The organism is Anabaena sp. AL09 (assembly GCF_001672255.1).
Classification (GTDB): Bacteria; Cyanobacteriota; Cyanobacteriia; order Cyanobacteriales; family Nostocaceae; genus Dolichospermum; species Dolichospermum lemmermannii.
This window is the reverse complement of sequence record NZ_LJOQ01000015.1, coordinates 43,046-62,336: the sequence shown is the minus strand read 5'-3', so window position 1 is coordinate 62,336 and position 19,291 is coordinate 43,046. Positions and strand designations below refer to the sequence as shown.

The 19,291-nt window shown below is 40.2% G+C and carries 14 protein-coding genes and 3 pseudogenes; 11 read left to right on the top strand and 6 right to left on the bottom strand.

Translation table 11 applies throughout. From position 1 onward, the window contains the following. Window positions 1–217: 217 nt before the first annotated feature. Window positions 218–766: an NUDIX hydrolase gene (locus tag AN490_RS02915; protein ID WP_299999763.1), complete on the bottom strand. Its 549-nt coding sequence runs from the start codon at window positions 764–766 to the stop codon at window positions 218–220. A 99-nt stretch (window positions 767–865) separates the two neighbouring features. Beyond that, complete coding sequence (folK, locus tag AN490_RS02910) at window positions 866–1,354, bottom strand: 2-amino-4-hydroxy-6-hydroxymethyldihydropteridine diphosphokinase (RefSeq protein WP_168652902.1); 489 nt, start codon at window positions 1,352–1,354, stop codon at window positions 866–868. 323 nt (window positions 1,355–1,677) lie between these two features. Here folK and AN490_RS02905 point away from each other — a divergent pair, with 323 nt between their 5' ends. Further along, complete coding sequence (locus tag AN490_RS02905) at window positions 1,678–3,993, top strand: transglycosylase domain-containing protein (protein ID WP_299999771.1); 2,316 nt, start codon at window positions 1,678–1,680, stop codon at window positions 3,991–3,993. An 83-nt stretch (window positions 3,994–4,076) separates the two neighbouring features. Further along, window positions 4,077–4,271 carry a hypothetical protein gene (locus AN490_RS02900; RefSeq protein ID WP_015079039.1) on the top strand — a complete coding sequence of 65 codons (195 nt, stop codon included), beginning with the start codon at window positions 4,077–4,079 and terminating at the stop codon, window positions 4,269–4,271. A gap of 74 nt (window positions 4,272–4,345) precedes the next feature. Here AN490_RS02900 and AN490_RS02895 read toward each other — a convergent pair whose 3' ends face one another. Beyond that, entirely contained in the window at window positions 4,346–5,695 is a 1,350-nt protein-coding gene (locus tag AN490_RS02895) for a 16S rRNA (cytosine(967)-C(5))-methyltransferase (RefSeq protein ID WP_299999758.1), read from the bottom strand. A gap of 708 nt (window positions 5,696–6,403) precedes the next feature. On the opposite strand from AN490_RS02895, the gene AN490_RS02890 reads away from it, so the two are divergent. Continuing rightward, on the top strand, window positions 6,404–7,162 hold the full coding sequence (locus tag AN490_RS02890) for a peptidylprolyl isomerase (protein ID WP_299999755.1): 759 nt from the start codon (window positions 6,404–6,406) through the stop codon (window positions 7,160–7,162). A 31-nt stretch (window positions 7,163–7,193) separates the two neighbouring features. Continuing rightward, entirely contained in the window at window positions 7,194–9,797 is a 2,604-nt protein-coding gene (locus AN490_RS02885; protein WP_299999753.1) for a type I secretion system permease/ATPase, read from the top strand. Window positions 9,798–9,851: 54 nt separating this feature from the next. On the opposite strand, the gene AN490_RS02880 is transcribed toward AN490_RS02885, so the two are convergent. Further along, window positions 9,852–10,820 carry an ROK family protein gene (locus tag AN490_RS02880; RefSeq protein ID WP_168633004.1) on the bottom strand — a complete coding sequence of 323 codons (969 nt, stop codon included), beginning with the start codon at window positions 10,818–10,820 and terminating at the stop codon, window positions 9,852–9,854. A gap of 726 nt (window positions 10,821–11,546) precedes the next feature. Here AN490_RS02880 and AN490_RS02875 point away from each other — a divergent pair. The 7 genes and pseudogenes from AN490_RS02875 to AN490_RS02845 all read left to right on the top strand — a co-directional run. Further along, the gene (locus AN490_RS02875) at window positions 11,547–12,521 is read left to right on the top strand and encodes a sucrase ferredoxin (RefSeq protein WP_299999749.1); all 975 of its coding nucleotides are present in this window, start codon (window positions 11,547–11,549) and stop codon (window positions 12,519–12,521) included. A gap of 31 nt (window positions 12,522–12,552) precedes the next feature. Then, complete coding sequence (locus tag AN490_RS02870; RefSeq protein ID WP_299999746.1) at window positions 12,553–12,744, top strand: hypothetical protein; 192 nt, start codon at window positions 12,553–12,555, stop codon at window positions 12,742–12,744. 72 nt (window positions 12,745–12,816) lie between these two features. Further along, complete coding sequence (locus AN490_RS02865; RefSeq protein ID WP_168633003.1) at window positions 12,817–13,185, top strand: YtxH domain-containing protein; 369 nt, start codon at window positions 12,817–12,819, stop codon at window positions 13,183–13,185. An 11-nt stretch (window positions 13,186–13,196) separates the two neighbouring features. After that, a pseudogene (locus tag AN490_RS02860) lies at window positions 13,197–13,562 on the top strand (hypothetical protein); the annotation flags it as partial. Between the two features lie 222 nt (window positions 13,563–13,784). Then, complete coding sequence (locus AN490_RS02855; RefSeq protein WP_299999743.1) at window positions 13,785–14,594, top strand: TPM domain-containing protein; 810 nt, start codon at window positions 13,785–13,787, stop codon at window positions 14,592–14,594. Between the two features lie 138 nt (window positions 14,595–14,732). Beyond that, window positions 14,733–15,362 carry a precorrin-8X methylmutase gene (locus tag AN490_RS02850; RefSeq protein ID WP_299999741.1) on the top strand — a complete coding sequence of 210 codons (630 nt, stop codon included), beginning with the start codon at window positions 14,733–14,735 and terminating at the stop codon, window positions 15,360–15,362. A gap of 490 nt (window positions 15,363–15,852) precedes the next feature. Then, window positions 15,853–17,335 (top strand): annotated as a pseudogene (locus tag AN490_RS02845) (reverse transcriptase domain-containing protein); the annotation flags it as partial. A gap of 77 nt (window positions 17,336–17,412) precedes the next feature. On the opposite strand, the gene AN490_RS02840 reads toward AN490_RS02845, so the two are convergent. Together AN490_RS02840 and AN490_RS02835 are read right to left on the bottom strand one after the other, a co-directional pair. Next, a complete protein-coding gene (locus AN490_RS02840; protein ID WP_299999739.1) occupies window positions 17,413–18,312 on the bottom strand; it encodes a lamin tail domain-containing protein in 900 nt (299 codons plus the stop codon). Beyond that, window positions 18,294–19,291: pseudogene (locus AN490_RS02835) on the bottom strand (hypothetical protein); the annotation flags it as partial. The gene AN490_RS02840 and the pseudogene AN490_RS02835, both read right to left, overlap by 19 nt.

Here is a 19,291-nt window from a genome sequence, read left to right as displayed (position 1 = left end):
TGCAACTAGCCTTCATCCCGCAGCTGTTGCACAGGTGTGTCCTCCTGAGTCGGACACGCCTTCAAGGGTTTTCGGCATTCTCCTTATAATTATAGCCTCTTCTCCCTGTTCCCTGTTCCCCGTTCCCTGTTCCCTGTTCCCTGTTCCCTGTTCCCTGTTCCCCGTTCCCTGTTCCCTGTTCCCTGTTCCCTGTTCCCTGTTCCCTGTTCCCTGTTCCCTACTTTAAAAATGAACGCAACAGGAAAAAACTAGCAATAGATTTAGCATCTACAGGTTCTCCTGCCAAAATGGCTTTTTCCAATTCTTCAGGAGTTAGTAATACTGTTTCTATGTCTTCATCTTCATCTTGTTCTGGTGGTGTTTCCAGCTTTTCTAAATCTCTAGCAATAAAAGCATAGATAATTTCATCGGAATAACCAGGAGCAAGAAAAAACTCTCCTAACTTATCCCACTGACGAGCATGATAACCAGTTTCTTCTTCAATTTCCCGTTTAACTGTTTCTAAAGGATCTTCATTGGGTTCTACAGTTCCCGCCGGAAATTCTAACAGTCTTCCCTGGACTGCAAACCGATATTGACGCACAAGTACAAGCTTACCTTCTGCGGTTATGGGTATAGCCAAAGCACCGCCGGGATGACGAATACATTCCCATTCCCCTTCAGATTTGTTGGGTAAACGCAAACGATTAACTTCAAAGTTAAATTTGCGTCCTTTATAAAATAAGCGTTGCTTCAGCAACTGTGGTAATTCTCTACCTAATGGCATAGTAAAATTCTACCGTCTGTGAATACAGAGAACGTATACGGGGATTTTTTGTGGTTATCAGTTCTTTTTGGGTGGCAAAAATGGTAATTTTTTCACCCGCTACAATAAATGTACATCATTCGTGTCTATCTCTAGCAGTAAATCTCGAATTACTCTTTGAGATATAGGATCTATCCAATCTGGAGCAATTTCTACTAAAGGAACTAAAACAAAAGCTCGTTCAGTCATGCGGGGATGGGGAATTTGCAGGTTTGGCTGATGTAAAATTAAGTCATCATATAATAACAAATCTAAATCTAGGGTGCGTGGCCCCCAATGCTCCTGACGCTCACGCCCAAACTTTTGTTCAATTGTTAGTAGTTGTTCTAATAAAGTCTGTGGTGACATTTGCACAAGTAAGATCGCGCAACCATTTAAGTAATCAGGCTGAGTTGGTCCTATGGCTTTAGTTCGATACCAACTCGATTTTGCTTCTATAGTTATGCCTGATATTTGAGCTAAAGCTTCTAAAGCTCCTGCTAAAATGCCTTGGGAATTGCCAATGTTACTACCGAGAGCGATCGCAGTTCTAGCCGCATTGTTTAGCATTCTATCGGACTCCTAGTTAATTGTTGAACTGAAGGGAGCAGGGAGACACAGGGAGGAAAATTCATGGTGATTCTGTGATTTTTGGAGTTCTCTTATGCAAAAATTGCATGATTTAATTGTCATGAATGATATTAATATCAATAATATAGCTTTGTAGAAAACATATATTACCACTGAATTAAGTTAATGATTTATGAGGTATTATATGGGTTATTATATTAACGTAGAAATGTTGCGTTCAAACCAAACAGGAGAAACTGCTATTGCCATTAGGTAATCATCAACAAAATGACGAGTCCACAAATGAAAACTTACTACCGAAAATGCAGGTGAAGGCAAAGCAGTTAATCACCCAGATGACAACTCTATCATCGGGAATCTTGGGCAAAATTGCCAGCAGCGATAAACCCTTTTATCGTCGTTTTTGGTTTTGGGCTGGGTTAGGTGTTGGTAGTGGGATCATTGCTTTCCATTACACCCTCTTAGAAATAGATAAAAATTTACCAGATCAGTCTGCACTCAGAGCATTGGTACGAGAGCAAACTCTGACAATTAAAGCTGGTGATGGTAGTGTTCTACAACAGCAGGGGGAAGCTACCAGAGAAGTGCTGAAAATAGAGCAAATACCAGATACTTTAAAAAAAGCTTTTATTGCTTCAGAAGACAGAAGATTTAATCAACACAATGGATTTGATCCCCAAGGAATTGCCAGAGCAGTTATCAATAATTTGCGATCGCAAAATATAGGAGAAGGTGGTAGTACCATCACCCAACAAGTAGCGCGAATTCTCTTCCTTAAACAAGAAAAAACCTTTTGGCGTAAACTCAAAGAAGTCCGGTTATCCCAAAAAATAGAGCGAGAATTGACTAAAGATCAGATTCTCGAACGTTATTTAAATCTCGTTTATTTAGGCTCTGGAGCTTACGGTGTCGGAGATGCGGCTTGGGTATACTTTAGTAAATCCGTAGATCAACTGACTTTATCAGAAATGGCCACCCTGGCTGGTTTAGCTCCCGCACCTAACGTCTATGGCCCCGATAAAAACCCCAAAATAGCTACGGAACGGCGAAATTTGGTGTTACAGCGGATGCTAGAAGATGGCATAATTACACCGGAACAAAAACAAGCAGCTATACAAGAAGCATTAATAGTTAACAGCAGTTTACCCAAACGGTTACAAGTTAATTTTCCCTACTTTACTAGCTATGTTCAGAAAGAATTGCCCAAGTACGTGGGTGCTGATGTCTTAGCTAGTGGTGGTTTAGTAGTAGAAACAACCTTAAACCCAATTTCCCAACAAGCAGCAGAAGCCGCAGTTGCTAAAATATTAAAAAATGAAGGTCAGTGGCAAAACTTTAAACAAGCGGCCATGGTTGCCATAGATCCTCGGAGTGGGGAAATTCAGGCCATGGTAGGTGGTAAAGACTTTAGCAAAAACCAGTTTAATCGTGTAACTCAAGCCCAACGACAACCAGGATCTACTTTTAAGGGTTTCGTCTATGCTACAGCGATCGCTACTGGTAAAAGTCCCTACGATAGTTATTTAGATGAACCTTTATCAATAGATGGTTATGAGCCAAAAAATTCCCATAACAAATTCTCTGGTTGGTTAAATATCAGAGACGCTCTCACCAAATCTATCAATACAATTGCGGTAAAAGTCTTAATAGAAATAGGTTTTGAACCCACCATTAAACTTGCCCATGACATGGGCATTAAGTCAGAACTCAAACCTAACTATTCCCTGGCTCTTGGTTCTAATGAAGTCAATTTACTAGAATTAACCAACGCCTATGGTACATTTACCAACCAAGGAAATTATATAGAAGCTCATGGCATTCGGCGCATTCTCAACCGCGAAGGAGATGTCATTTGGTCAGCCAAATATGAATCTAAGCAAGTTTTAGATCCTGATAGTAGCGCCATCATGACTTGGATGTTAAGAAATGTTGTCACCGATGGCACTGGTGCTGCGGCTCAATTAGATGATAGACAAGTTGCCGGCAAAACAGGTACTACCGATGAATCCCGTGATTTATGGTTTATTGGTTATATTCCTCAGTTAGTGGCTGGGGTGTGGTTAGGGAATGATGATAACACCCCTACCTATGGTAACAGTGGTAGTGCAGCTTATGCTTGGCATGAGTTTATGGAAAAAGCCGTAGAGGGAATGCCGGTAGAAAAATTTCCACCCCGACCTAACTTAGAAAATCGCAAAGGTACTATCAAAGCCCAACCTCTCAAACCGAAAAAAATTATCCATAAATCGGTTGATGATTATGATCAAAAATCAGATGAGGACAATACCGACAATTCTGATTCATCAACCAGACGCAGACGCAGAAGAACCAATAATCAGTCGGAAGATTCGGCAAATTCATCAGAACGTAGACCAAGACGGAAACGAAGCTATAGTCAACAAAATAATGATCCACTGGCTTCCTCGAGCAGAAGACGAAGCAATCGCAGCGAAGAATCTAATAGTGACTCTACTCCTAAATCATCTCGTTCACGACGCAGCAGCAGCAAAGAATCAGGTCAGGTAAAGTCATCTTCCCCTGTAGAGAATAATTCTGAAGGATCTTCATCATCACAACCTTCCTGGAGGGAAAGACTCAAGCCCAATTCTTCACCGTAAAGATTTTTCCTAGGGTAGATGTAGGGGATTCGCTGAGTTTATACTTTATGAAGAACTGTAACCTACATTAGCCGAATATAATCATGAGTTATTTATTGCTCCAAGTCCCAGTGCTAGACACTGGAAATCACTTTCCCTTAGCGTTTACTTTGGTGTATGTGGTGGGTTTTATCGCTGCTGTCACCATCGGTTCAATTGCTTGGTACAACTCCAAACGTCCCCCCGGTTGGGAAAATAAAGATCGTCCCAACATTATCCCCAAGGTTGAAAAAGAGTAGGTAATAGGTAATAGGCAATAGGCAATAGGCAATAGGCAAGAAATATTCTCCCCTGCCTCCTGCCTCCTGCCTCCCTAATTCTGTACTTGACAATCCTGAGTTTTTCTTAAGCGCACCATGAAAAAACCATCCATATCCTGTTGATGAGGCCAGACTTTTAACCAACCAGGAGCAGTATCATTAAATAAATCAAAAGAGTGAGGTTCAATTTGCCAATGGGGATTTGCGGCTAAAAACTCCGTAATTACCTGTTCATTCTCCGCTGGATGCAGCGTACAAGTTGCGTAAACTAAAACACCACCAGCCTTGACAAAACCTGCATTATGTGATAAGAGTTCTTTTTGGAGTTGGGAAAGTTTTTGCACAGAATCTGGTGTTTGTCGCCAACGCGCATCAGCGTGACGGTGCATAGTTCCCAAACCGGAGCAAGGAGCATCAACTAATACACAATCAGCAGAATTGGAGAATTGCGGTAAGTTGCGACTATCTCCTGCACAAATTTCGATAGATTGTAAATTTAGACGGTGGGCATTTTCTTTTAATTTGCGTAACCGGGAAGCAGTTTGATCACAAGCCCAAATTTTGCCTTTATCTCCCATTAATTCGGCAATATGGGTAGTTTTTCCCCCTGGTGCCGCACAAACATCAATCACGACATCATCCGGGTGAGGGTCAAGCAAATGACCAACTAATTGAGCGCTACTATCTTGGACAGTCCACCAACCTTCATTAAAACCAGGTAGATTTTGAATTGCTCCGTTATGACCAATTAATCGTAAAGCTTGGGGTAAATGGGGAATGGGTTTGACTAAAACACCAGCAGATTCAAAAGCTGATTGTACCTCTTCTAAAGAACTGCGAAGAATATTTACCCGTAAATCAATTGTCGGGGTTTGATTCATCCAATTAGCGAGTTTTTCTGTTTCTTCAAAACCCAATTCTTTTAACCAAACTTCAATAATCCAATTAGGGAAACTGTGGAAAATACCTAATCTTTCGACCGGATTTTCCGGTAAATTTAGCGGTTCTGAGGATTTTTCTGCAAGTCGGAGATATTGACGTAATAAACCATTGACAAAACCAGTTAAACCAGGAAAACCATTTTCCTTTGCTAATTCAACAGTAGTATTTACAGCCGCAGAAGCGGGAATTCTTTCTTGATAACGCAGTTGGTAAAAACCCAAATGTAAAATGGTGCGGAGGTCTTTTGGCTGTTGCTGAATTTTCTTAGTAGCAAGTTGCTCAATGATAGCATCAAGGGTGCGTTGTCTTCTCACACTTCCATAAACTAATTCTGTCATTAACCGCCGATTATTGTCGGGTAACTTAAACTTTTGTAGCACTCTATCTAAAGCAACATCAGCATAAGCTCCTTTATGAACTTCTTTGAGAGCAATAAAAGCCACTTGACGGGGGTTGGTCATGAAATTAACTTAAATTAAGTAAGTTGCAGGTTAGCTAAAAGGTTACAGGAATCAATACCTTGTCCATCTTTTGCTTTGTTGGGTTAAGCGACAGCGCAACCCAACGCATTTGTTGGGTTTCCTTACGTCAACCCAACCTACAAATCAAGACTTTTTTCGATTTGGACAAGGTATTGAGGAATATAAGATATTTTTATCACAATTACCAAACAAGATTGAAAGTATAAAAACGATAGTAAAACTTTATGTGGAAATTGGTTGTAAGTTGAAGAAAATATACCCAGATAGAGATAGTTTACCACTTTCTTTAAACCTCTAAGAGGATGTTTGAAAAGTGGTACCTTGTAAAGGGGGGAAACAATAAAAATCCAGTTCCCTCCCCTTTACAAGGGGAGGGTTAGGGTGGGGTAAAAAATATTTAATACATCAACGATAACTTTTCAAACACCCTCTAATGTCTGATGTTGGATTGAGTGACAGCAAAATCATTTTGATTTTGGTCATATTGCTTACAGATAAAAAATAGTAATCATCTAAAATCATTGAGTTCACTATTAATCAAAAAATTAGAATATTTGATCACCAAATATTAATTACATATTTAATTTATCGAATCTTTATTATTCCTAGATATCATTCCCTACTGTTTTCTCTATTATTTAATGGAAAGTCTTATAGATGTTTTAGTTTTATGCTCAGAATTACTTCATGGAATCTTCATCTTTTTTGACTGTAAATGACCAAGGAATTGCCCTCGCTGAAGTAGTTAAATATCTACAAATATCGGGTAAACTGGGTAATTTCATTAGTGATGTCTTGCGTCAGCACGTAATTGTACAAGAAATTAATACCAGAACAGATATCGAAATTAGTTCGGCATTAATTGAACAGACAATTATTGATTTTCGCTTAAAAAATCAACTAACTGATCCACAAAAATTTCAAGAATGGCTAACAAGTAATAGTACAGATTATACAACTTTTCATACATCTATTACCTTTAGCTTTCAATTAGAGAAACTCAAAGCATTAGTCACAGAATCAAAATTACCAGAATACTTTATTGAAAAGAAGATTTACTTAGATAGAGTCATCCTTTCACGGATTCTAGTTGATAGTCGGGAATTAGCCGAAGAACTACAAACTCAAATTGAAGAAGGAAGTAGTTTTGAACAACTAGCAAAAGAGTATTCATTAGCAGATGAACGAGTATTCAATGGCATGATGGGACCAATTAGTCGGGGAACTATACCAGATGTATTACGTGCGGCTGTAGACGCAACCACCCCAGGAAAATTGATCAATCCCATAGACATAGAAGGACGTTTTGCCTTATTTAGATTAGAACAAATTCTCCCAGCATCTTTAGAAGATCCTCAATTACAACAATCACTAAAAAATGAGTTATTTGAGAAATGGCTAGGGGATAAAATTCAGGATCTTACAGTCAAAATTCAAGTAGATTAAAACATTTCAATAATCAATTTTACGAATAAATGTGTTAAACAATTTACCCTGGAATGAACCGCCGCTATCCTGGCTAAATGCTGAAGAAAAAAGCGAATTAAAACAGCAAGCGGAAATTCGTAATTACAAACTTGGCGAAAAAATTTGGTCACAAAAATTAGGTGGTGATGCCTTTGACGAGGGAAGCTATCAGTTCTTCATTGTCACTGGTAAAGTCCGGTTACGAGAAGAAGAAGAAAATAAAACTGTAGCTACTTTACAAACAGGAGATTGGTTTGGTAACTGTCAACAAATATTTGCTGATTGTAAAGCTATCGCTACCAGCAAGGAAGTAGTAGTAGTGTGTTGGAATTCAGCTTTATGGAAAAAGTTTGTCAATTCTCAAATTGATGAATTTTGGACAAATTCACTAGAGGTAGAGGAAACAGAAGCCATTTTACCAGTTGCTAATTCTCCCATTTCTCTACCTCCTTCCCCACCTTCTCCACCGATAATTTCCAATTATCCCTTTGTGGGAAGTGGGAATACAGGTGCAGCTTGTTTAACAATGGTGGCACAACATTTACAAAATCCTGTGCAATTGGAATGGGTACAACGCCAACTGCGGGGACAAAAACCCAAAAACCTGATAGAATCTGCGGAAAAAGTAGGGTTAGTGTTGCGGAAATTGCAGGTTAGCTGGAGTGATTTACGCCAATTAACTTTTCCCGCTTTGTTGTTGTGGAATCAAAGTAATCAGGAAGGTAAAAATAACCAATTAAATTGGGTAGTAGCATATCAGATGAAAGGCAATTATTTAATTATTGCTAATCCCCAAAATCCTGATTATAGTTGTGAACAATTACCGCAATCTGTAGTAGAAAATTGTTGGAATGGGACATTATGGCAAGCTGAATTAATTTCCCAACAAGAGAAATTTAATTTAGCTTGGTTTACTCCCGCAGTTTGGAAATATCGGGGTTTGTTAGGTGAGGTTTTAATAGCTTCATTTACCTTGCAATTATTGGGATTAGCGTCACCATTAATTACTCAAGTCATCATTGATAAAGTGATGGTACAGGAGAGTTTAGCCACCTTAGATGTGATGGCGATCGCTCTCTTGCTAGTGGCGACATTTGAATCTATTCTGGGTATGCTGCGGCTATTCATATTTACCCACACAGCCCGGCGTTTAGATTTGAGTTTGTCAGCCCAACTTTTTCGCCATTTAATGCGTTTACCCTTGGCTTATTTTGAGTCGCGGAGAGTGGGCGATACAGTCGCTAGAGTCCAGGAATTAGAACAAATTCGCCAATTTCTCACAGGTACAGCCTTAACCGTCATTCTTGACAGTATCTTTGCTGTAGTTTACCTGGGATTGATGTTTTATTACAACATTCCCCTGACATTTGTAGCCTTAGCCGTATTACCATTATTTGCGACTTTAACCATCGTCACGACACCAATTTTGCGAAATTGGCTAAATGAAACCTTTAACCGCAGTGCTGACAGTCAATCATTTTTAGTCGAGACAATTACCGGCATTCATTCAGTTAAAGCCCATGCAGCCGAACCAATAGCAAGAGAACGCTGGGAAGGTTTATTTGCCCGCTTTATTCGTACCAGTTTCAAAGCTTCCACCACATCCAATATTAGTAGTAATATTGGTGACTTTCTGACTAACTTTTCCACCTTAATCATCCTGTGGGTTGGGGCAAAATTAGTAATTGATCATCAACTGACAATTGGTCAATTAATCGCCTTCCAAATGTTATCAGGAAGAGTTACCAGCCCACTATTACGGCTAGTGCAGTTATGGCAAAATCTCCAACAAGTCCTATTATCAGTAGATAGAATTGGTGATATTCTCAACGCTGCCCCAGAAACAGAAGCAGGAACAGGATTAGTATTACCACCCCTCAAAGGTGAAGTCAACTTTGATCAAGTTTTCTTTCGCTATAATGCCAACACCGAACCAGTATTAAAAGGAATTTCCTTTAATGTTGAACCCGGACAATTTGTAGGCATTGTTGGCAGAAGTGGTTCAGGAAAAAGTACCCTTTCCAAAATTATTCAACGACTTTATCAAATTGAATCAGGACGGATTCTAATTGATGGATTTGATATCAAAAGTGCTGACTTAGCATCCTTACGACAACAAATCGGTGTAGTTCTCCAAGAAGACTTTTTATTTAATGGTTCAATCTTAGAAAACATCACATTAGGAAATCCAGATATTACCTCCGAACAAGTTGTCGAAGCAGCCAGATTAGCAGTAGCCCATGACTTCATTAGTCAACTACCTTACGGTTATGAAAACAACGTAGGAGAAAGAGGAACAGCATTATCTGGAGGACAAAGACAACGCATAGCATTAGCCAGATTATTTCTAACGTCTGCACCAATTCTCATATTAGATGAAGCCACCAGCGCCTTAGATAGTGAAACCGAACAACAAGTATTACAAAACCTCAAAAATGTTTCCTATAACCGCACAGTATTCTTAATTGCCCACCGTTTTGCCCCCCTCAAACGAGCCGATTTAATATTAGTCATGGAAAAAGGAGTAATAGCCGAACGAGGAACACATTTAGAACTCTTAAAACAAAAAGGTTTGTACTGGTCACTTTATCAAAGACAACAAGCGAATATTTAAAGGAAACTCTTGATTATTCTTTGCGTCTTTGCGCCTTTGCGTGAGAAAAAGAATTTAATCTAACACATTCAAACCCAAAGCCACAGCCCCCCACAAAGGTGCATCATCACCCAACAATGCCCGCACAATCTCAAAATTCACCTCTGGGAGTGCGGTTTCCCTAGCTACTTTCCGCACCACAGTCCAGAAATTATCCCCAGCTTTGGTGACACCACCACCCAAAACAAATCGTTGGGGATTCATCAAATTGGCTACATTACCAATACCGACTCCCAACGCCCAAGCACCCCGATATAATACCTCTTGTGCTATTTCATCTCCGTTGGCTGCTGCGGTACTAATGACTTTGCCTGTAAGTAAGTTGAGATCATTACCTGTCAAATACCTAAGTACGTCTCCCCTGACTTTGCCGTTAGCACTGAGTGGTTCTTTCTCCAACATTTCCCGGGCATTTTGCGCCATGTAGGGACCCGAAGCTAAACGTTCTACACATCCCCGTTTTCCACATAAGCATAAGGGACCTCTAGGATCTACTACCATGTGTCCAATTTCTCCCGCCATGCCTAATGCACCCCGCCAAAGCTTGCCGTCAAGTATCCAACCTCCACCGACACCAGTGCTAATGGTAATATAAAATAGGCTATCGTATCCTTGCCCAGCCCCAAAGCGATGTTCACCAACAGCAGCAACGTTAGCATCATTATCTATACTGACAGGTGTATAATAATCTTCTTCGAGTATTTGTTTGAGGGGAACATTTTCCCAGCCAGGAACGTGATGAGATAAGCGGACTAAGCCTGTGGTTGCATCTACTGGACCACCGAAGCTGACACCAATGGCATCCGGTTTCCTTCCTTTTAGCACGGAATCAATGAGCGATCGCATAATTTCTAAATCAGTCAAAGCATCACCATTTGCGGGTGAAAACCGTGATTCATGGTACAACCACTCCTTCGCACCACCCTTTACTGTTGCTGCTGCCAATTTTGTGCCACCAAAATCCAGAGCTAAAATTAATGTCATATAATTAAAAATAGGGAATTGACAAAACAACCATTCACCATTATTACTTAATCACAATTTTGTTGTAGTTCACTATGAAACCATCTTTACTGTCTGCATATAAAATATTTCTGTATTAATTATTCTTGTAACTTATGTATAATCTTATTTATTACATTTGTAAATCCAATGATACTTATGATCGGTTTTTGTTAGATTATGAATATTATTAATTTTTATGAAGGATAAATTAATATAAAGATATATTTTTGTAGAATTTATTTAAGAAAATAGTTGCTTTATCAATTGAGTTGGGTTAGAGTCAAAATACGTGATTAGATAAAAAGAAAGTTTCTAGCCTTTATATTTTTTTCACAATCAATTGAGAATATTTCGCAATATGGATAAATTTAGCTATAATTTAAAAGCTATTGAATGTATGTCATTAAGTATACATACAAAAGATCGGATTTTCTATTTAGATCATTTAGGGAAAAGTTTAGATCTCAGAATTCAGCGATTAAGACTAAGGATGAAGAATACTAATCAAAAAAGCGATAAATTAGCTCCAGATATTCTAGAAAATCTCCCTGTTAAATGTAAAAAAAATGATATTTTGAATTCTTAACATTTTGGGAAAGAGCATTTATTTAACCGGAAAGACTGGGAAAAATCAGAATTTGATAAAGTGTCTACCTAGATTTTTGTTAACAATTGTTCATAAAATATATATTTGAGTAAGTGTCAATGAATAATTTTTTTTGCGCTGATCATTCACGAGAAATACAAGAAGATGTTATTGGTAGTGCTACCAACCACCAAACCTATATATTAGTAGAATGTCCTACCCCTTGGGTTTCTGAAGCCTTTAATTCTAAATGGGTTCCAGATAATTTACGGATTTTGGTTGCAGATGTTAAACGTGCTAAATTATCAATTCATTTTCTATTAATTGCTAATGATGAAACACACAGGGAAGAACAAACAACTTTATTAATTTATCAGCAAGAAAAGGGATCAAGTAACGGATACCGAAAACAAGAATTTAAATTACCAAATATTGAACAAGTAGCAGGAGTAGTCAGGAAATGGTTAACTGGAGTCAGTGTTGATGATGAAATAGCATCCAATACCACAAGAGATATATTAGTTTGTACCCATGGTAGCCATGATCAATGTTGTGCAAAATATGGCAATCCTTTTTACTTTCATGCTCAAAATACCATCTTTGATTTACAGTTAAATCATCTCAGAATTTGGAGATCAAGTCACTTTGGTGGACATAGATTTGCACCCACGGCCATAGATTTTCCCCAAGGCAGATATTACGGAGTTCTGGATCAAGATACCTTTAAATCAATTCTTACCCAAACTGGGGATATAGAATGTTTAAATAAAGTTTATCGCGGTTGGGGAATCTTACCAAATCCCTTGCAAATTTTGGAAAGAGAACTCATGCTGCATTTAGGTTGGGATTGGTTTAACTATAAAGTCACAGGGAAAATTCTGGAGAAAAGCCTAGATAATCAGACAATTTTAGGTGAATTAAGTTTTGAACAACCTTCTGGGACTCTCTATACTTACCAGGCCAAACTTGTAAAAGATGATATAAAAACACAAACCCTCAAAGGTTCTTGTGATGCTTCAAGAGAGGTAGTATGTGTGAAATATGCTGTATCTAATCTTTGGCTTGTAGCTAAAAAAGTAGCAACTTATAGCTAATATATAGTAAGAGTCAGTAGGGGCGAAGCATTTGGAAAATAAATTATCGGTCATTGCCAAAAATAGTTCTCCAAATGCTTCGCCCGTACAGTTGTCAGTAGGGGCGAAGCATTTGAAAGATAAATTATCGGTCATTGCCAAAAATAGTTCTCCAAATGCTTCGCCCGTACAGTGGTCAGTTGTCAAAAAGAAGAGAGAAGAAAGAAGAAAGAAGAAGTTTTAATTGTGTCATCGCAACTTCTCAATACCCAGTGCAAGATATAAGATAAATTCTATGGAGTAGAAAAATCAAAAAATGTCTAACAACCGTTCTGGAATCTTTATTGGTGGTTTGATGTTAGGAGCAGCTATTGGCACTTTAGCAGGTTTATTAGTTGCTCCCCGCACAGGACGGGAAACCCGTAAACTTGTCAAAAAATCTGCCAATGCTATCCCCGAATTAGCAGAAGATATCACGACCAGCGTGCAAATTCAGGCAGATCGTCTTTCTAATAGCACCCTGCAAAACTGGGATGAAACCGTAGACAGACTGCGGGATGCGATCGCAGTTGGCATAGACGCTACCCAGCGCGAAAGCCAAAATTTAAACAAAAAAAATACTGTTGATGTCAGCAGCACCACAAACGATACTGATCCTTTGACCGAAAAACTAGAACGTTCATAAGTGGCATAACCGTGATTGATCCTTTGTTTTGGCTGGGACTATCCATCCTCCTAGTTGCTGCCAGTCTAACAGCCGTTTTGGTGGCAGCCATACCCGCTTTGCAGGAAGTAGCCCATGCTGCTCGCAGTGCCGAAAAATTCTTTGATACCCTTTCACGGGAGTTGCCACCCACTCTCAATGCTATCCGCAACACCACCTTAGAAATAACCGAATTAACCGATGATGTTAGTGAAGGTGTTAAAAGTGCCGGTCAAGTTGTCAAACAATTTGATCAAAGTCTAGATACCGCCAAAAAACAAGCAGAAAATCTACAAATTAGCACCCGTAGTGTCTTCGTCGGCTTTAAAGCAGCTTGGACAAGCTTCGCTCGCAAAAAAAAACCAGGAGAAATGCGAAAACGCTGATCATTGAGAACGGGATTAAGCACTGCCAAAACTGATCAACAGCGAGTAGTCACCAATTCCTAATTTCTCCATCAGATTTTGCTGAGATATCTAATATTAGAGTAAGGTAAAGAAGTGTAAAGAAGTATCACTTTTACATTAATCTTTGAAAAGCACTTTTTACATTCTCCCCTAGATAATAGTATAAGAACGTTCATGCACCTGTGTTTTTGGCGACGAATTTTAGTATCAATTGCCGTATTTGGCTTTATTGGCTCAATTTGGGCAATTAATTCTCCATCTGCCCTAGCTTATGAAAATCCCGATTTGCTACCCAGCTTTGTCACCCCAGTAGTAGATTTAGCAAAAACTCTCCCTGACCCCCAAGAAGAAAAGCTAGTTAAAGAATTAGAGCAGTTTGAAACTGATACTGGTTGGAAATTGCGCGTTTTAACCCAATACGACCGCACCCCAGGGAGAGCAGTAATCAAATATTGGGGTTTAGATGATAAAAGCATTCTCCTAGTAGCAGATGCTCGTGGTGGTAACATCCTCAGCTTTAGTGTTGGTGATGCCGTTTATGAATTCTTACCCCGCACCTTCTGGATTGAACTACAAACCCGCTTTGGTAACTTATACTTTGTCCGTGAAGAAGGAGAAGATCAAGCCATTCTCCAGGCTCTAAATTCAGTGAAAGGTTGCTTACTCAAAGGCGGTTGTAACGTCGTTCCTGGACTCCCTAGAGAACAATGGATACTCACCCTTGTTACCTCTGCTGTTGGGGGGATTATTTGTGGTTTTGCTGCCCAACCGCGCGGCGACAAAAAGATACTTGGTTGGCAATGGGCGTTAATTTTCTCACCTTTATGGGGGATGTTATTTATTGCCTTCGGTATTGCTCCAGTTATTACCCGTACCAGCGATTGGTTGCCTCTCGTCCGCAATATTTCCGCTTTTGCCATTGGTGCTTTAGTAGCTTATTTATCCCCCGTGTTTAGTCGGACTTCCTCTGGCGCTGAATCCTGAAAAGTTATAGGATACTGACTGGTAAATGGCAACTAGAAATAAATTCTGCCCAATTACTAATTGCCAATTACCAATCAACAAAGACTACGCACGGAAACTGATAAGCTAAAAACTAATATATTAAGAAGTTAAATAACAATGGAATGGCACGTAACTGATGCTCAAAGTTTGGCAATTATTGATACTGAAATTGGTGATCATATTTTTTCACCAGCAGAGTATGAAATCGTTCGTCGCGTAGTTTATGCTACAGCAGATTTAGAGTATAAATCCTTAATCCGGTTTTCAGAACAAGCATTACAAGCTGGAGCAGCCGCCCTGGCAGCACGGACTACCATTATCGTAGATGCACCAATGGTACAAGTAGGCATAGCCCATAATATTCAAAATACATTTGCTAATCCAGTGTATTGCAGTATGGAAGCACTAACACGACCCCAAAAAGAAAAAACCCTTGCTGCTTGGGGGATTGAAACCCTAGCTAGGCGTTATCCAGAGGGAATATTTGTAGTTGGTCAAGCACAAACAGCATTAACTGCATTGGTTGAATTAATTGCAGCCGAAGAAATTAGACCCGCTTTAGTCATTGCTACCCCCGCAGGTTTTGTCAATTTAGAACCAGTAAAAGCACGATTACAAGAATCTCTAGTTCCTTACATCACTATTGAAGGTCGCAAGGGTAACGCTGTTGTAGCCGCTGCCATTGTTGACGGCTTAGTGGATTTAGCTTGGCAAGCCTATGGACAAGATAGAACTGGAGGGAGATAACGGGTGCGATTCGTTGTTAGCTGAATCACGGTATCCAACCCGTACATAAGCTAACCAACCCAATCTAGAAATAGAGAAAGGTTGAACTCTCCAGGTATGACTCCCTATCTGCCTACGATGACCCGACTCGGTTTCGGGAGGTCGAAGCTAGGAACAGGACGCAATCAGACATCCGTTGTGGGATGACACTTGGCGTTAACGGGGAGTTCCCACGGTGAAACAGAGCCTCAAAAAGCAACCTACTCACGGACAGGACACAACACCAAAATCCTGACCCTACTGGAGTTCATTCCCGCCGCAGTTTCTGTTTGGTAGCGGCAAGAGTCCAGGGAATCCAGTGGTTGAATTGGCTACACCTAACGGAACTAACAATCAACCGAGGGAACGAATAAAAACGGGTTGAGGGTCTGAGGGCGGTCGAACCCTAAGTAGGCTGGACGAGCAGCGGAATCCCCTCAATTCGGGTAGGACAGACCGTAATTGGTCTGAGGTGTTCAGAATACACAAATTGGAGATGTACAAAGCGGTTCAAGTTGGCGACAAGCGCAAAGCAAAGTCCCTACAAAAGCTGATTCTGAAATCAACCGCAGCAAGATTACTGGCTATTCGTCAAGTATCACAGCTAAATGCTGGGAAAAAGACCGCAGGAATAGACGGCAAAAAGTCCCTTACCTTTAAGGAACGCTTCGAGCTTAACGAACTGCTAAAAGCATCCGTTAGCAACTGGAAACACCAGGAACTAAGAGAAATACCCATCCCCAAAAAGGACGGTACTATGAGGATGCTGAAAATCCCCACTATTGCAGATAGGGCGTATCAATGCCTTATCAAATACGCATTAGAACCAGCACACGAAGCAACCTTCCACGCTAAGAGCTACGGGTTTAGGACTGGTCGTTCAGCGCATGACGCGCAAAAACAATTGTTCAACAACTTAAACTCCAAAGCCAACGGAACAGATAAAAGAGTTATAGAACTCGATATCGAAAAATGCTTTGACAGGATAAACCACACCGCCATCATGGATGAACTCATCGCTCCTTATAGCATAAGACAGGGTATCTTCCGATGTCTCAAAGCCGGAGTTAATCCAGAATTTCCCGAACAAGGAACACCTCAAGGTGGTGTGGTAAGTCCACTCTTAGCTAACATCGCCTTAAATGGGATTGAAAGTATTCATAGATATCACGTGATACCTAGCTTCAGAATCACAGACAAGACCTCAAAGGACAGGATTATTGAGCCAACAATCCGATACGCGGATGATATGGTAATAATACTCAGACCTCAAGACGATGCCACAGAAATACTTGACAAAATCAGTCAGTTCCTAGCAGAGCGGGGAATGAAAGTCAGTGAGAAAAAGACAAAGCTAACCGCGCAAGAAAGTAAAACACATCGTCAACAACTCGAATTATGGTGCTACCACAAAGGCTGAGAAATTAGCCCCTGTAGTTAGAGGTTGGAGGAACTACCACCGCTTCTGCAAGATGGATGGTTCGCGTAACTCGCTATACCACATTCAACACAGAGCATTTAGGGTATTCAATAAGGAAGCAAAAAAGAATCGCCATACCAGTAAGCAGTTACTAGACAAGGCATTCCCAGCAGTTCCTTACTCCGAAAACAAACACATCAATGTCAAAGGTGAGAAATCACCCTACGACGGAGATCTAAGTTATTGGAGCGAACGTAACAGCAAGCTCTATAACAACGATACCTCTAAAGCCCTCAAACGGCAAAGCCATAAATGTGGTCATTGTGGGTTAAAAATGCTCAGTGACGAGAAGGTACATCTTCATCATGTTCCACGATTACATACACATGAGCAAAAGCGAAAGTTAAGAACATCGGAAGCTGGGTGCAGTGAAAGTTGCACGCCCAGATTTAACAGAGAGGAGCGCGGGATAATACCCGCCTTCGACTCTACCAGAAACAGTCTTCTTGTCAGACCTAGGGATCACAGTCAATAGTGTTTGATTGTGTTCTATCCAACTTACTGCGATTCCTAGGTCGCGCTTCGCTATCCCCTACACTGGAACGATACAGCCTAACAGGTCACAACTGCACAGAAAGTTTTCCCTGCAAATGCTGCCAGTGATAGCTCAAAAATCCAATTTTTATCCACTCCTGTGCTACTTTTAGCATTAGGAAGTAAACTCAATGTTCCGCCCTCGTTCAGATAAGAACGCAACTTTTCAGTAGCCATTGCTTTAGTAGCACCAGCAGCTAAACCAAAAGCTGTGGGATCTTTAAGAATTAATGCCAAAGGATTTTTAGCATTACTATCATCTTCAAGAAAACTCTGAATTGCTGAAGATAAAGCTTCGGTAAATGTGACTTTTCCGCCTAAAGCCATTTGTTTGTTAATTAAAGTATGAGTAGCCACAAACTTTAATTGAGGAACTTTTAACTCTTGTTTGATGCCAGCAACGGTATTTTTCCCATAAGCTAAAGTGGAAACATTGCTTCCTGCGGTATCAAAAAGTTTAGCTTCATCCCCTGCATCATTCCAAATAGCAGTTTTACTACCAAAGGAGAAACCACCTGTTTCAGGATGTACTTCATTCGTGTAAATGCGGAAACTCTTACCACCTTCTAAGATAGTTCCTGGTGGGAAGGTTAAAAATTGCTTAGAACTAGCCGCAGAAGTTATTTTCCACCCAGAGATATTAGCAGGAGTATTACCTAAGTTGCTAATCTCTATATATTCATCGGCTTGAGTGCGTTTAACTGCACCTTTATAAACTAATTTGGAAATAGTTACATTTGTCGTGGCAGTGATGGTAAATTCTTCCGAGTCAGTTACTAAAGTTGCGGGAGTTGGTACAGGCGCGGGAGTCGGTACAGGCGCAGGAGTTGGTACAGGAGTTACATCAACTGGTGACACAGGCGCGGGAGTCGGTACAGGCGCAGGAGTTGGTACAGGAGTTACATCAACTGGTGACACAGGCGCAGGAGTTGGTTGAGATCAACTGGTGACACAGGCGCAGGAGTTGGTTGAGGTGCAGGAGTTGGTACAGGAGTTACATCAACTGGTGACACAGGCGCAGGAGTTGGTTGAGGTGCAGGGGTTTTAATAAATTCAGCCGTAGCGATTAGCCCTTGTCCACTACTATGAGTAAGGATAACTTGATTAAGTGGCGAATCCGGTTGTAAATCAACAATAGAGTTACCATTATTTTGATAAATGGTTTTTACTCCTGCAAATAGAGGGTGATTTTGATTAACGGGACAATTTCCGCTAATTCCATTATATGAACCCCCATATTTTAGACCAAATGCAGCGAGAAAAGTATTCCAATTGTTGGCTTCAGTTTGTGAGCCTCCTTGACCTGTACCAGCGCAGAGATAAACTTTGCCACCATTCTTCACATAATCAATTAAGACTTGATTATTAACAGGATCGCCACCGACAAAAACAGCATCATATTGAGAAAGGGTTGCTAAATCAATGGGGATATTCATTCCTTTAGTCCAAGTATGACCTGCTTTGGTCATTGTTTGCTCTAAAGAAGATTGAGTTAAACCGAAATTATTGGAAAGTACATGAAATTTACCTTTTTTATCACCAACAAAGTATTGGGCAACATTAGTCACAAATGTGGCTGTATCAGGGGCTTTTTGGAAACTTTGATTGCTTAGTGTCCATTCATCTGCATTAACAACAATTTGCCCATTTAAAGGTTTTGGCACTGGTTGGCGCACGGCTGGGTAATATGCAATACCCAAAACTGCCCCACTATTGGGTATATGTTCCCAATTGCTGGTTAAGGTTTTTCTTGTATATAGTTGATTGTTCATGCCAATACCTACCAGAGTACCGTCAGGCATAGCGGTAATCGCCAAAACTGCCCCACTATTGGGTATATGTTCCCAATTACTGGTTAAGTAATTTTTTCTTGTCCATAATTGATGATCCATGCCAA

Excerpts from the sequence above, each read along its gene's own strand:
- AN490_RS02915 (WP_299999763.1), bottom strand. The coding sequence starts at position 766 with ATGCCATTAGGTAGAGAATTACCACAGTTGCTGAAGCAACGCTTATTT.
- folK (WP_168652902.1), bottom strand. The coding sequence starts at position 1,354 with ATGCTAAACAATGCGGCTAGAACTGCGATCGCTCTCGGTAGTAACATT.
- AN490_RS02905 (WP_299999771.1), top strand. The coding sequence starts at position 1,678 with ATGCAGGTGAAGGCAAAGCAGTTAATCACCCAGATGACAACTCTATCA.
- AN490_RS02900 (WP_015079039.1), top strand. The coding sequence starts at position 4,077 with ATGAGTTATTTATTGCTCCAAGTCCCAGTGCTAGACACTGGAAATCAC.
- AN490_RS02895 (WP_299999758.1), bottom strand. The coding sequence starts at position 5,695 with ATGACCAACCCCCGTCAAGTGGCTTTTATTGCTCTCAAAGAAGTTCAT.
- AN490_RS02890 (WP_299999755.1), top strand. The coding sequence starts at position 6,404 with ATGGAATCTTCATCTTTTTTGACTGTAAATGACCAAGGAATTGCCCTC.
- AN490_RS02880 (WP_168633004.1), bottom strand. The coding sequence starts at position 10,820 with ATGACATTAATTTTAGCTCTGGATTTTGGTGGCACAAAATTGGCAGCA.
- AN490_RS02875 (WP_299999749.1), top strand. The coding sequence starts at position 11,547 with ATGAATAATTTTTTTTGCGCTGATCATTCACGAGAAATACAAGAAGAT.
- AN490_RS02865 (WP_168633003.1), top strand. The coding sequence starts at position 12,817 with ATGTCTAACAACCGTTCTGGAATCTTTATTGGTGGTTTGATGTTAGGA.
- AN490_RS02855 (WP_299999743.1), top strand. The coding sequence starts at position 13,785 with ATGCACCTGTGTTTTTGGCGACGAATTTTAGTATCAATTGCCGTATTT.
- AN490_RS02850 (WP_299999741.1), top strand. The coding sequence starts at position 14,733 with ATGGAATGGCACGTAACTGATGCTCAAAGTTTGGCAATTATTGATACT.